Raw genomic sequence first — 13,808 nt, 5'->3', positions numbered from 1 at the left:
TAGATAATTAGATATGTTGTTTGTCAGGTTAGCAAATGCTTGTCTTAGAAATTTCCGCGAATGGTTTGTTTGGGAGTCTGATAAAAAAAGAACCACTCCAATGCAAGATCAGAGTGGTTCTTTCAGATGTGTAAAAATTATTACTCTTCCAGCTCTTCGGCAGGAGTTGGTTTAACTTTTTCGGCCATGTAAGCAGCCACTACAACAATGGCTACTACAATAATGGCAACGTAAACTCCCGAAGGAATGGGGGCAGGTTCTCCCTGTGCGTATGAATGTAGCCCTGACAGGTAATAATTCACCCCAAAATAGGTCATCAGAACCGAACTGATCCCCAAAACAGCTGCCGTGCTCATGGCAAAGTTTCCACGCAGCCCCGGAATACGGTGCATGTGTGTGATAAAGGTGTAAACGATTACGGTTACCAGCGCCCAGGTTTCTTTCGGATCCCAACCCCAATAACGGCCCCAGCTTTCGTTGGCCCAAACGCCACCCAAAAATGAACCGATAATGAGCATCAGTGCGCCAATTATAAGCGAAATCTGGATAATGTTGACCAGCTCGCGTATGGTTAGATTGATACGTTGTGCGTTGTTTTTATTTTTGAAAATCATCAGCACCAGGTTCAGAAATCCAAGCAAGGCGCTTATTCCGAGGAAACCATAGCTGGCCGTGATAATTGCCACGTGAATGATCAGCCAATACGATTGCAGAACCGGAACCAGGTTGGTGATCTCGGGACTCATCCAGCTCATACCGGCTACCAGCAGTGTTAAACCCGCCAGAACAGAGGTAAGCGAGAGCGTAATTTCTGAACGCTTTGCAAAAATGAGCCCGCCCAAACAGGTTGCCCAGCTGATAAAGATCATCGACTCGTAGCCGTTACTCCAGGGCGCGTGTTCCGAAATGTACCATCGGATTCCAAGCCCGGTTGTTTCGGCCACAAAAAGAATAAAGATGAAAATGAGAGCCAGGTTTTTGAGCCACCGGAGCTGGATTTTTGGATTAAACAAGGTTACCAGTTGTAAAACCAAAAGGATAAGACCGGTAAACATAAATATCTTGGCCAGTTTTCCGAATATGTTGAGTTGGTTGTAGAGTACCTCCAGTTTTACCTTGGTTGGGGTGGGAGAGATTTTGGCTCCGTAATTTTGTTGGTAGGTTTTCAGGTTGGTAAGCAGTTGATTGGCTGTTGCCCAGTCTTTACTGGCCACTGAAGTAAAATAAGCCTGGATGGTTTGATGCGCAAAAGCAGCATCGTCAGCTTTCATTTCGTGGGTTTCGTTAATGGAAATCCATTTGTGGTTCTCGTCTCCCGGAATCGGGAATACGTTCAGGAACCCGTCGGTAAAAACACGCATCAGAATATTTACGCGCTCGTCAACATTTATCACTTCTTTGTCGAGCTTGTTACGCTGGTTGCTCTTTTTTGCATAGGCTTCCTGCACCATCTTGTTTAACTTGTAACCGCCCATTTCGCGCGGAACCACAATGGAATTAAAGCTGGCATATTTACCCTGCGCACCCAGCATTTTTCTTAGCTCAGGATTGGCAACTTTAATCACCGGAATGTTTTTCCATTTTTCAGGATTTGCCTGCATATCCAGGAAAACCTCGGTGGCCGACAGACCTTCCCAGCTGGTTTCCTTGGCAACTTTTCGTAAAATCTCGGAAGCAATGGTTGAAACGGGTTCCACGCGTCCTTTACGGCTTTGAACCAACAATTCCTCAAAAGCCTTTACATGGTCTTTGTCCATGTCGGTGTAAGCTGCGGTTTGCGAGTGTGCCGGAAATGAAAGTAAGATTCCGGCGGCCAGCATTACCATCAGTTTCTTGCGTTCGGCAGCAAGTTTGGCCGAAGCCTTGAGCAGACGTTTAAAACGGCTGTTTCTGTTGAAAAGGGTTAGTACCATTCCAAGGGCCATGATCAGGTATCCGAAATAAGTGACTGAGGTACCTGCTTTGTCGCTGTTTACCGATAAAATGGTTCCTTTCTCGTCGGTGTCGTACGACGACTGGAAAAAACGGTATCCTTTGTGCTTCAGAATATTGTTCATAAAAATACGGTAGGGCATTTCGTAGCTTCCGTCTTTTAACACCACCTCGCTGGCATACGACGATGGGCTGTTGGAGCCGGGATAGCGTTCGAGCTGAAAATCTTCAAGATAAATAGCGAAGGGGAGTTGAATGATTTTTGCCCCGTAAGAGATGGATACTTCCGTTCCGTTGATGTGGGTGGTATAAAAATCGCCAACGGTTCCGTTTTGACCGTAAACAACCAGTTCTTTGCTTTCGCCTCCCGATGAAAGAATGGTTTTTATGGCATCGGTGGTTGGTGCACCCCGCTGTGCCTGCTGGTATACCAGTTGTGTTTTACCTTTTTGTAGAAACTGTTTTACTGCAAAATTCAGTCCGTTCAGCGTATAAACCTTTTGATTATTTACAGCAACTGCCGAGTCGGCCGGTATAAGTTCCGACTGGCTTTCATTCATTTGCGACGCCTGGATGGTATCGGATGAAGCCAGTACGATGTTTCCATCCACCAGTTTTAGTTGTACGTTCACATCTTTGGCTGTTTCAAAACCAACCGAGATGGGGCCAAAATGCTTTAAATCGCCCTGGCGAAGGTTAAAGTCGGCACGTACCCCGTTGTAAACAGCTATGAGCGATACAATGGGTTCCCCGGTAGGATCAACCACCAGGTTTTCGGCTGCCGAGGGCATAAATACTTCATTTTTTATGTGAATGCTTTGTCCGCCAACCTCGATGTTTGCCGAAAAGGAATTGGCGGTATAGGGTGAGAATTTTACTTCTTTTTCTGTTTCAACTGTTTCGTTGCCATTCTTTGCTTTTATGGTGACAAAATTGGCTTCCGAAACGATAAAATCGGTTGATTCACCTTCCCGAATGTGCATCGATCCTTCGTATCCGTAGTAGCGGGTGATGGCGGCACCAATCAGAATAACGATAAATGAAAGATGAAAAAGTAGCACTGTCCATTTCTTCTTGGTAAATAACTCGTACTTGAAAATACTCCCGATCAGGTTAATGGTAAGTATGATCATGAGTATCTCGAACCACTTGGAATTGTAGATCAATATTTTGGCGGTTATGGTTCCGTAGTCGTTTTCAATAAAGGTGGCATAGCCAATGGCAATGGCAAAAACGACCAGAAGAATTCCGGTAAAAAACATTGAAAAGATAAATGAAAGAAACTTTTTCATGGTAATATGTTGGATTTATTAGATACGCTGAATATAATCAAAAGCATTTTATTCGAACCATTTCATTGTGCGTTTTGGAGGGGAGAGGACACTAAAAAAATTCCTTTGTTCCGGAAAACAAAGGAATTTTCAAGAATAAAGTAAAAACAAACCTTATTTGGTTGTTGGATCGTCGTGAGCGATAGCTTTTGCAAATTCAGCGTAATTCCAAGGTTTTTTAGCGGCCACGTGACCTTCCGGTTTTTCACCAAGGTGACAAGCCTTGCAAGTTGCTTCGTCAGGCTCGATCATTCCTTTGGAAAGAGCCATCTCTTTGTTTTTCATTATGGCAGCCGTTTTATACATGCTACCCGGGCCATGACACGATTCGCAGGAAACGCCTTCTTCCACTTTAATACCGGCCAGTAAACCCTTGTCTACGCTTCCTGCGGTTGAGTGGCATTTCAAGCATTTGGGATCCGTTGCCTCGTCACCTTTCAACGATTTCATGGCATTGGCGTGCGGGCCTGCTTCCCATTTATTGAACTGTTCTCCTTTCTCAGGTTTGTTATGACACATTTTGCACTTTGCCGCGCCAATGTATTTATAACTCTGAGCAAATGATACAGAACTGATAAAAAGGGCCAGTCCCATTAATAACATTAATTTTTTTACCATAACATTACTATTTAAATGATTAATACACTATTTCAAATCACATGCCATCCAAATATATCAATGGCTGTTTTGTGTTATTTATATTCGTTACTAATACAATGCCGAGTGACACGATGAACAAAGTTCTTCCTGCCAAACGTCACCAATATCTACCGGGTGCTCAAACTCCAGCGGGCTAAGCGAGTTTGCATACCTTAAGGTGTCGGCCGTTCCCTGGGCTACAATGTTGTGACACAGGTTACAGTCTTTCGAAATTACCGTCCCCGTTTCGGTGGCGTGACGGTTGTTGTGACACCGGTAACAACCATCCGATTCCATGTGGCCAATGTTGTTGGGATACTCTTTCCAACTGGCTTTCATAAACGGAAATATATTGTTGGCGTATCCGTTCTGAATTTCCAGGATCGCCTGTGCAATTTCTTCTTTTTTCGATTCAGCAATATCCGGATAGCCCGATTCAAACCATTCATTAATCTGTGTTTGTATGGCGAAAAAAGCGCTGTCTTTGGTTGGATAGTCCTGGTACAGGGCTTGCATAGCTGCCATTTTTATTGCCGGAAGTTCCGTCGATATTTTTCCTTCGCCCATCGACTTATCGATGAAATTCTGAGGGGCGTTGTAGTTGTGCGACGGGCGGTTGTGGCAGTCCAGGCAATCCATTGTGCGTGTTTCCAGCGAATCGAGCTGGGCTTCGCTCATGTAATTATCACCGTCGGTATAAATCTTAACTTCCCCCGTTGTTGTATTGGTATATCTTACCCACGGAATGATTTGTCTTTTTTCATCCACCGCTTTGTATTCAATTTTTACATCCGGGCTAATGTGCTGGTGAATTCCTTTTTCAATTCCTGCCGCAGTAGTTCGTGTACTTGTTTTTACCTGAAGGTGGATGATTTGCTCTGTGTTTTCTTCATCGGTAAGAAAAGAGTGTTTCATTCTCAATTTCCGGTCGTAAAACTTGTCGGGCCAGTGGCACTGTTCGCAGGTTTCCTGCGCGGGCCGTAAATTGGCGATTGGCGTAGGAATCGGTTGCGGATATTTCTTGGCCATTACCGAGTAAACCTGGTACAAACCCGAAAGTTTACTTTTCACGTACCAACTGGCGCCCGATCCAACGTGGCATTCAACACAGGCCACTCTTTCGTGCGACGAGCCATGGTAAGTGGTGTATTCGGGCTCCATTACCTGGTGGCAAAGTTTACCACAAAACTCCACCGATTCGGTGTAATGAAAAGCTTCGTAACTTCCTATGGACGATATGATCAGTAAAAACACAGTGCCAACAATAAAAATGATGGACGCATTACGGGTGGCAATGTTGTTGAAATCAATAACGGGCCAGTTGAACTGTTTCCCTTCTTTTTCAGCCTTTCTTGCCTTTTTTTTGTAGATGCGCATCCCGATTGGGATCATGATAAGCCCGGTGATCATAAATCCCGGGAGGACAATGTATATAAACAACCCAATGTAGGAACCTCCGAATCCAAACACGGAGTTCAAAATCATTAAAGAGAGGATGGATGCCAGGTTAAAAACAGCCAGCATTGCTCCTGCGATTGAAATCCAGTTCTTGATGGATGATGGTAATTTCATATGACTAAAATTGTTTGTTTTCAATTGTATCATATGCCCGCCAGTATGAATTCCTTCGGGCCGGGAACTCGCATTTAATCCAAAAAACGGGTTCAATGATTTGAGATGCTCGTTTCATAATTCCTTCGTTTTAATTAGCTTAGCTCTGCAAGTCTTCGACGCAATTTGGCAAAATTCGACTAAACTTTCAATACTCTTTTATAATTTAAAAGATTTCTATATACCAAAAAGTATAGTGAAATTATGTTATCAAATGGTACTTGCGTTGCATCCCTTTTTCTATTGTATTTATTGATCTATTCTTGTTTTTACTTTGTTTAAATTCTCTCTAATATCACATTTTCCAAGTTACGGTTTTTAGTGGAAAAGGAGGGAGTATATGATCAACCCGATTAAAACAACACCGGTAAAAAGCGCAACAAAGCCAAATATCTTAATCCACAGCATCTTTTGTGGCGAAAATTCTTTCTCAACCAGCACATCTTTTAGCTTGCCCGATTTCTCTAATTGTTCGTATTCATGCGGTCTGTCTGCCTTGTATTCTTCAACTGGAACATAGCCGGTAAAGATGACGGTATCCATTGGAAACGACTCGGGACGAAGATGGGTATTAAAGAAATGGATGGTAAAAATGAAGCCAACAGCCAGTAAGGCTTCATCGCTGTGGATGATTTGCGCCACATTAATCAGCCAGCCCGGAAGTATTTTTGTGAAAATTTCGGGGAACCAAAGCATTAGCCCGGTTGAGCCGATCACCATCACTCCCCAGAAAACGGCGAAGTAATCAAACTTTTCCCAGTAAGTCCAGCGCCCGTAATTGGGGCGGGGGCCTACACCGGTAAACCATTTAATGGATGCCCAGAAATCCTTGATATCTTTTCGGTTGAACATGAGTGAGTTGCTGCTGAAAATGAACTTGCTAACTTTGATTCCCTTTTGGAACTTGATTTTGAGCAGCGACACAACATGGAAAACAAAATAGCCGAAAGTAATGATTGCGGCAAAACGGTGGAGTAATCCGGCCACGTGTGCACCGCCAATCAGCCCGGATAAGGATTTGGCCCAGGGCATGTAAGCAAACTTTAGAATCATTCCGGTGAGTGCGAGTAGTATAAAACTACAGATCACAAAAATATGGGTGATGCGGTTCTTTTTTGAAAAGCGCCGGATGTACCACTGTTTGCCCACCGGTTTCGGGTGACTCTCGCGTTTGATAAGAGTTCCGAGCGAGCGTGGCAGCCAAAGCAAAGTATGCAAGCCGAAGAAGGCAAAAACACTCAGCAGCAAGGCAGTCATCGCCCAGAAAGTGTAATAAAGCCACGGAAAATTACTTTTGTCGTAATGAGTGGCATGGGTGAGGTAACCGGTGAACTTCATGTTCGCATCGGTATGGCATTTCTGGCAGGTGGTTACAATGTTTCTCGGATTTATGGTGGATTTCGGATTATCCATCGGGTAAATGTTGTGGGCCCCGTGGCAGTCGGAACACCGCGCTGCCTGCAAGTATCCCAGCTGGTGTACCTTCCCGTGATAGGTTTCCAGATAGGTTTCAGCCAGCTCTTTGTGGCATTGCCCACATTGGTTGGTGATCTCCGACATGAATTTATCCTGGTGCACCTCCGAAATGTGATGTGCAGTATGGCAGGTTTCGCAGGTAGGAAACTTTAATTCACCGGTATTGTTTTGATGGCCGTGTTCGCTGGCAATGTATTCGTCGTAAATTCCTTTGTGACATTTTCCGCAGGTTTTGGCCAGGTTGGCCGGGTTAACCGAAGAGCGTTCATCACTTTCTTTCAACATGAAATGGGTAGTGTGACAATCGGTACAAATGGCAACCGATAAAAGGCCCTTTTCTTCCAGGCTTCGGCCGTGTACGCTTGTGGAATAATCAGCAAAAGCATCTTTCTCTTTCAGGTCTGTGCCGTCCAGCGCTTGCCCGTTGTTTTTATGGCAGTCGCCGCAAAGTTTTGGAACTGCGGAACGGAAAACCGGCGAGGTTTCATCCTCTTTCTTTTTTACCAAATGTGTTCCGTGGCAATCGGTACAATAAGGGGCATTCTCGTGTTTTGAAAAATAAGCCCTGCCGTGGCCGCTTTCAAAATATATTTCTGCTTCCTCGGCGTGGCAATTGGAACAGTCGACCTTGTCGGCGGTTTCGCAGGGGCGCGCCAAAGTTGCTGTAACATCTGAGTGGCATTTCACGCAGGTGATATTGTTGTGGGCCGAAACGGTCAGGTTGTTTACATCCACATGCAATGAAACCTGTTGTCCTTCAACAGTTTTGTGAATATCGGGCTGTTCGTGGCATTTTAAACATGTTCTATCGGAGATGTTTTCGACCAGGTTTTGCATTTCCACTTTGTGAGGTGGGTGGCAATCAGTACAGGCCGGGATAGCACCGGGCTTTTTCTCCCACAATTCGCGGTTAATGATTTTTGTATGTACATCCTCGATCCGTGCGTGGCATTTCATACAAGTGGATGCAATGTTTTTTTGCGAAATACTCGACCGGCTGTTGGTATGCGGAAGAACCAGGTGGTTTCCGTGGCAATCGTTACAGGTGGCAGTTACGATTAATCCGGCGTTGAACAGGCCTCTTCCGTGAATGCCCTGGCTGTAGTTTTCAAGAATGTTGCGTTCTGAGATGTTGTAAGCCCTGGCAACCGGCGCACCTTCGCGGTGGCATTTGCCGCAAAGCACCGGAATGTTCATTTTATAAGTAGGAGACTGAGGATCGGTGGAAGGAATAATCTGGTGGGTACCGTGACACTCCGAGCAGTTGGGAGCATTTTTATCTTTTCGGATGAAAGCCTGCCCGTGTACTCCATCCAGGAAGTTGGTCATGGCATCGTCGTGACACTCGCCGCAGTTAACTGGTTGTAAAGTATCCGGATGTGGAAAATCTTCAACGGCTGCATCGGTGTGGCACGAAACACATTCCAGGTAACTGTGAACCGATTTTTCGAAAATGTTCCCTGGAATGTATCTTGAAATTTGCCTTCCGTTGCGGGTGGTGGTCAGGGACGGGTCGTCGTGACACATGGCACAATCTTCGTTCGACTGTGCAAATGCAAGCGACGTTATAAAGAGCGCCACCAACAGGACTGTTAAGCTTTTTTGCTGTTTCAGAAAACTACCCGGAGTTGCGACTGTGCTTTCAGAAGCCCGTCTCTCCGGCAACCGTAAACCTATACATTCCCTCCGCATGATAATTAGTTTTGGTTTGACCTACGTTTTAGTCTTCAGCGGAAAACAGTATGTATTTCGCTATGTCTTGCTAGTTTCTGTTTCTGAATTGTTTTCGTTATTGATTTCTGACTTTTCCCTTTTTTTCTGATGCCAATTATTTTTTTGTGATATGATGCCAGCCGTTTACAATGCTTCTGAAATTATCAAGCGGCGATTTGCCAATGGAAGCAACATATAAATGAATGATCAAAAAGATGGAAATAAAGAATCCCATGGCTGAGTGTGTAACCGCAGTGATCAATACTCCGCTGATGTCGTAAACCTGGTTAAAAATAAGTTCCGGAAACATGAGACCGATACCCGAAACAATTACCAGCGGCACCGCAAAGTACATGACCATTATGTAAGCATATTTTTGCAGCGGATTAAATTTTCGTTTTTCTGAAAGCGGGTAGGGGGCCTGCATACCGTGAAACATTCCCCATGCATAATAGTATGCCTGTTTCATCGGGCGTTTCAGGAAATTACGGGGTTTAACAATGTAGAATTTTTTGTTGCTGGTTATCAGGTTGCCAAACAGGAAAACCAGGTAGTTGAGTGAAACAATGGCGCCGGCAAAGTTGTGCAGCTTCATATTCAGGCCAAATTCAATCAGCCCTTTTTCAAACCCGGAATTCATGGTTATTCCTGTAACAATCAGTAATATTATTCCCAATGCATTAATGCCGTGCCAGATACGTAACCAAACCGGGTAAAAGTAGATTTTATCTTCAGTTGAATTCATTGCGTTTACTTTTTATAAATGATCCTAAATATGCCGTGGATAATAATGCCTCCGAGTGCGGCAAAAAAGATAAGAAGGCTAATGGTTCTAAGTATTGGTATCTGGTGCGATCCTATTACATAATTTTCGTTGGATAGAACACCAATAATACTACCGTCCTCTGCTCTTTCCTGCAGGTTTTGGTATTTGTAAAGCGAAGCTTTTAATAATGAATTTTCGGAGTGGCATTCGGCACAGCGTCTTACCGCTTCTTCTTTTGCGCGAATATTATGAGAAACCATCAATTCGTCCTCAACGGCTGTGTGGCATTCGATGCAGCGAACATGCTTAAAGTGTAGTTCCTGGTTCGGAAGCCAGCTGTGGACGTCAATAAGGGCAGGATTTTCCTGACCGGAAACCAAGCCGTAACGTCTCATGTCGTTGTGGCACGACAGACACATTTTATTGCTGTAATCAACAATCTCCAGAATACTGTTGCTGTTTCGGGCAGTCGCTGTATAGGTATGCTGGCTGTGGCATTTAGCACAGGTAAAGTTATCTCCGTATGCCTGGTAATGCACACTTTTCTGGAATTCTTCCTGTATTTTGTCAAACTGATAGCTGGCAAAAGATTCGTCACCTCCGTGACAATCCAAACAAGTTGCCAGGGGTTCCAGTTTCAGGTTGGCGTTATGTGGGTAGGTGGTATAATCGTATGAATGACAGTCGGTACAATCGAACTGTTTATGCACTCCTTCTCTTAGCCCTAAAGTATCAATGATATAATAGGGATTCATTAACTTCTTGTCATCGGTTCCCATCAATTCGTTATGAAATGAATAGGTTTGCTGAGAATGACACTTCAAACAATCGTGTTCTTTTGGGGTGTCGTAATACTGCGCCAGTGTTCTCACAGAGGAACTGAGACAGAGAAAAAACAATAAAATTGACAGGGAGACTTTCATGGGTCTGTATATTTTAAATTGTTGTATTTATCTTTTTGTGCAATAGAAAACAGTTCGTTCATTTATTAAAAAATGGTAATACCGTTTTACCCGATATTACCATCTTTATTAACCAATTTCATGGTCAGTACTTTATTAGAACATCCACAAACGAGTGATTGTAAAACCGATTGCAAAACTTTTTCCTTTGATCGGGTTGTGATTGTTCATCATTAGTTCCATCGGTAATATTCCGTCGGCTGTTCCAACAAACATTTGGAAAGCATGGGTAAAGGTAAAGAACTCAACACCTACTGCCAGGCTAGGCTCAGCCCAATGATCCCATGTATACTGTTCTGAAATATCTTTCACTTTCAGCGGGTGATCGTAAGTAACAATCAGTGATCCCTGTGGTGAGAATTTCAAGCGAGCATTGGCGTGTAAACCAATTATATCGTGGTCATTGTCCCAGTCTACAGTGTTATAATGCGTAAAGCTGGCACCTACCTGAAGCGAAAATGCATCGCAAACTTTCCGTCCAACAATCAATTGCGAATAATACGACAAGCGATCATTGAATTCAAAAGATTCAGGCATTGTGGTCACTGCTTTTGATTCGACTTTAAAACCTAAACCATCAAACTGATCAAACGAACGTCCGTCGATACCAATAGCACCGTAAAGGGCTACCGAAACCGGAACGGTACTTCTTTCAGTTTGCTTGAAAATGGTCCATTTGGCATTCAGGTCGGTCATCATTTTCCGTTTAGTGATACCTGCACCAAGCTGGAAATTTTTAACCGGTACATAATTCAATGCTACCCGGATGTTTGACGAACCATAAATACCGAACAAATCGGATGATCCGTTTTCAACTGAACCAAACTTATGCTGGATGACAAATTCCAGGGTCTTTGCATCGGGAATTACGGTGGTTTGTGCATCAATCAGTATCCCGCTTTCAAAAGGGTTGCTGACCGGTGCATCCGGCTCCTTTTCTTCCTGCGCAAAAAGACTGGAAACAGTTAATCCTGAAATAAGGAGAGTCAATATATATTTTTTCATTATATCTCGGATTTGGTTTTTTAATTATCCTGTGCACCCTGCTTGATCCACAGCAATATTTTTGCAGCCTCGGCATCAGAATAGGTTGCTCCATGACTGCCTAGTGGTTTGGTGTAAATCAAGCTCGACTCAGGAGTACTTTCATTAACATACCTTGAACTGTTGAGCGACGAATAGGCATTGTTCGTTGACAGGTCAGGAGTTGTTGCCCCTGTTGAGTGGCAGCGTACGCATTTGGATGTGAAAATCGGAACAATCTCTGTAGCAAAGGAAATTGTTTCCGCATTCGGATCATCCGGGTCAATGACTTCTTCCTGCGGAATGAAATCATAAGCACATCCACCAAAAAATAATGCCAATGCTATGGTTGATATTATAATCTTTAGTGCTCTCATAATAATAAATGTTAGTGAAAAAAAAGACTTCTTCATCAGAAGTCTTTTCTGTTATTCTATTAGTTGAGTGATTCAAGCGTATTTTTCAGAACCGCACGGATGTATTTCGGGTTGTGTACCCCATTACTGCGGTCTTCGAGGATGGTAGCATAGTTCCACATTGCACCACCAACGTTAAGCGGATAAGTACCTGAAACACGGCTTCCAGAGCTGGTGATCGCACCTTCTTCCAGAAGTTTATTATGAAGCTGGGTAAACAATTCTTCGATTTCTGTCTGGAATCCGTTTACATCAAAATTAGTGGCACTGGAGTGACATGCTTTACAGCTTTCCAGAGAAGGATTCCAGGTATGGCCGCCTTCACCATTGTCATAATCACCCATGTGGCACAATATACAAGCTCCGTTGTTACGGTGTGCAGCTGATTTTGTGCCCGGATAAGCCGTTGAACCTTGTGGTTCCCAACATCCGATACCTTCAACCAAAGTACCCTGAGGACCGTGGTGTGGGCCGTAGCGGCTGCTTGTAACTGTTACTGTAGTTTCGCCATTTGAGCCGGGAACCGGGTAAGAGTTTCTTGGCTGGTGGCAATTCACACACAGGGTTGAGTTGTTTTCGTAGTCAATAACTTTTGTAGGATCGGCATAAAGCATCAGGTTAACAGGTTCAACCGTGCGCAAAGCATAATCCTGTCCGTCGGTTTCAAAATCGAAAGAAACGTGGCCTTCATGACACGTTTTACAATTCATCACTGTTGGATGTGCAAAGCCTGCAAAAGTAGTGTCGTTTCCGGTAGTCAGCATTTCAAGAAATCCTTCGTGCGAGTGACATGGCGCACATGAATTGCTTGCACTTCTGGCAGTTGCACCGCCACTTGCGTGAGTTGAAGTAGCATACTGTTCCTTAACAGCAGTCATGTTGGCGGTGGTATGGCACACTAAACAAGTAACATTTCCATCTTGTCCATCTTCACCATTTGTTCCATTGGTTCCGTCGGCTCCTGCAGGTCCCATCGGTCCTTCTTTCGTACAAGAAGTCGCTAAAACTGCGCAACAGAAACCCAAAAAGAATAGTTTTAAAAGTGATTTGTATTTCATAACGTAATAGATTAGGTAATTGAATTTTTATTCTTATCTAATAAGAGGTAAAAGTAATATCCTGCGAATCACGTTTGAAAGTGCCTGGTATGATATAAAAGAACCGCCTAATTGATTATTGACAACGATTGGATTGATATATGTCAATTATCCGTTTTTGCTGATGGCCAACAGCGAATTTTCATTGAGGATCTCAATGGTGTTGCCATCTACGGCTACTAATTTCGAGTCTTTGAACTGGTGTAAAATCCGGACAAAGCTTTCTTTGGTCATATTTGACATCTCTGCCAGTTCTTGTCGCGTTAACGGAGCCTGGAAAACGCTTTCAGCAAAAATCTCGTTTTTCAGGTAAAGCAAGGTATCTGCCACCCGGCCCGGCATGTATTTTTGGGTGTGGTTTACCAGCTTATTAAGCAGGTAATTGTTTTGTTTGGTGTTGTATCGAAGCAGCCCAACCGCAAACGAATTATTCTCCGAAAAAAGGGTGGTGAGCTTTGCCGAATCAATAAGGCAACATCTGACAGGAGTGAGAGCGGTTATGCTAAAGTGTTGTACACTGCCGTTAAACAAACCTCCCCCGGTAATAAAATCTCCTTTTTTGGCAATACGAACGATAACGTTTTTCCCGTTATCGCTTTCCACGTATAATTTTGCAAGGCCTGATCGAACACAAACAACATGGGTCGACGAGGTATTTTGCTTCATAATGGTCTCACCGGTTTTGTAAATTATTTGCTTTTTATCGTCGATCAGAAACTCGATTTCCTGGTTTGTGAGAGGGGAAAATATGTTGAATTTATGTTCAGTGATACACGTTTTACAGCAACCATCTTCCAGCTTGGCACAATCGGTACACGTACTTTCAATAATCTTTGCCATGA

Annotated in this window: 10 protein-coding genes; all 10 read right to left on the bottom strand. The window is 43.7% G+C overall.

Annotated elements, in window-relative coordinates:
- Positions 1–140: 140 nt before the first annotated feature.
- The 10 genes from ccsA to INQ51_RS08245 all read right to left on the bottom strand — a co-directional run bounded on the left by ccsA (position 141) and on the right by INQ51_RS08245 (position 13,806).
- A complete protein-coding gene (ccsA, locus tag INQ51_RS08290) occupies positions 141–3,224 on the bottom strand; it encodes a cytochrome c biogenesis protein CcsA (protein WP_233377505.1) in 3,084 nt (1,027 codons plus the stop codon).
- Positions 3,225–3,377: 153 nt separating this feature from the next.
- Positions 3,378–3,881 (bottom strand): cytochrome c family protein, encoded by a 504-nt coding sequence (locus tag INQ51_RS08285; RefSeq protein WP_233377504.1) that lies wholly within the window; start codon positions 3,879–3,881, stop codon positions 3,378–3,380.
- A 90-nt stretch (positions 3,882–3,971) separates the two neighbouring features.
- Positions 3,972–5,474, bottom strand: coding sequence for a cytochrome c3 family protein (locus tag INQ51_RS08280; protein WP_233377503.1), 1,503 nt, complete (start codon positions 5,472–5,474; stop codon positions 3,972–3,974).
- A gap of 357 nt (positions 5,475–5,831) precedes the next feature.
- On the bottom strand, positions 5,832–8,681 hold the full coding sequence (locus INQ51_RS08275; RefSeq protein WP_233377502.1) for a cytochrome c3 family protein: 2,850 nt from the start codon (positions 8,679–8,681) through the stop codon (positions 5,832–5,834).
- Positions 8,682–8,817: 136 nt separating this feature from the next.
- On the bottom strand, positions 8,818–9,447 hold the full coding sequence (locus tag INQ51_RS08270; protein ID WP_233377501.1) for a cytochrome b/b6 domain-containing protein: 630 nt from the start codon (positions 9,445–9,447) through the stop codon (positions 8,818–8,820).
- Between the two features lie 5 nt (positions 9,448–9,452).
- Entirely contained in the window at positions 9,453–10,340 is an 888-nt protein-coding gene (locus INQ51_RS08265) for a cytochrome c3 family protein (protein WP_233377500.1), read from the bottom strand.
- Positions 10,341–10,526: 186 nt separating this feature from the next.
- Positions 10,527–11,435, bottom strand: a complete 909-nt coding sequence (locus INQ51_RS08260; RefSeq protein WP_233377499.1) for a DUF5777 family beta-barrel protein — start codon at positions 11,433–11,435, stop codon at positions 10,527–10,529.
- A 20-nt stretch (positions 11,436–11,455) separates the two neighbouring features.
- Positions 11,456–11,830, bottom strand: a complete 375-nt coding sequence (locus tag INQ51_RS08255) for a hypothetical protein (protein WP_233377498.1) — start codon at positions 11,828–11,830, stop codon at positions 11,456–11,458.
- A 59-nt stretch (positions 11,831–11,889) separates the two neighbouring features.
- Positions 11,890–12,927 carry a hypothetical protein gene (locus INQ51_RS08250; protein ID WP_233377497.1) on the bottom strand — a complete coding sequence of 346 codons (1,038 nt, stop codon included), beginning with the start codon at positions 12,925–12,927 and terminating at the stop codon, positions 11,890–11,892.
- 147 nt (positions 12,928–13,074) lie between these two features.
- Complete coding sequence (locus INQ51_RS08245; protein WP_233377496.1) at positions 13,075–13,806, bottom strand: Crp/Fnr family transcriptional regulator; 732 nt, start codon at positions 13,804–13,806, stop codon at positions 13,075–13,077.
- Between the last annotated feature and the right edge of the window lie 2 nt (positions 13,807–13,808).

Source organism: Maribellus sp. CM-23 (assembly GCF_021354595.1).
Lineage (GTDB): Bacteria > Bacteroidota > Bacteroidia > Bacteroidales > Prolixibacteraceae > Draconibacterium.
This window is presented reverse-complemented; position numbering and strand designations above follow the sequence as displayed.

What these genes read in the sequence shown, in the direction of transcription:
- ccsA (WP_233377505.1), bottom strand. Translation starts at nt 3,224, where the DNA reads ATGAAAAAGTTTCTTTCATTTATCTTTTCAATGTTTTTTACCGGAATT.
- INQ51_RS08285 (WP_233377504.1), bottom strand. Translation starts at nt 3,881, where the DNA reads ATGGTAAAAAAATTAATGTTATTAATGGGACTGGCCCTTTTTATCAGT.
- INQ51_RS08280 (WP_233377503.1), bottom strand. Translation starts at nt 5,474, where the DNA reads ATGAAATTACCATCATCCATCAAGAACTGGATTTCAATCGCAGGAGCA.
- INQ51_RS08275 (WP_233377502.1), bottom strand. Translation starts at nt 8,681, where the DNA reads ATGCGGAGGGAATGTATAGGTTTACGGTTGCCGGAGAGACGGGCTTCT.
- INQ51_RS08270 (WP_233377501.1), bottom strand. Translation starts at nt 9,447, where the DNA reads ATGAATTCAACTGAAGATAAAATCTACTTTTACCCGGTTTGGTTACGT.
- INQ51_RS08260 (WP_233377499.1), bottom strand. Translation starts at nt 11,435, where the DNA reads ATGAAAAAATATATATTGACTCTCCTTATTTCAGGATTAACTGTTTCC.
- INQ51_RS08255 (WP_233377498.1), bottom strand. Translation starts at nt 11,830, where the DNA reads ATGAGAGCACTAAAGATTATAATATCAACCATAGCATTGGCATTATTT.
- INQ51_RS08250 (WP_233377497.1), bottom strand. Translation starts at nt 12,927, where the DNA reads ATGAAATACAAATCACTTTTAAAACTATTCTTTTTGGGTTTCTGTTGC.
- INQ51_RS08245 (WP_233377496.1), bottom strand. Translation starts at nt 13,806, where the DNA reads ATGGCAAAGATTATTGAAAGTACGTGTACCGATTGTGCCAAGCTGGAA.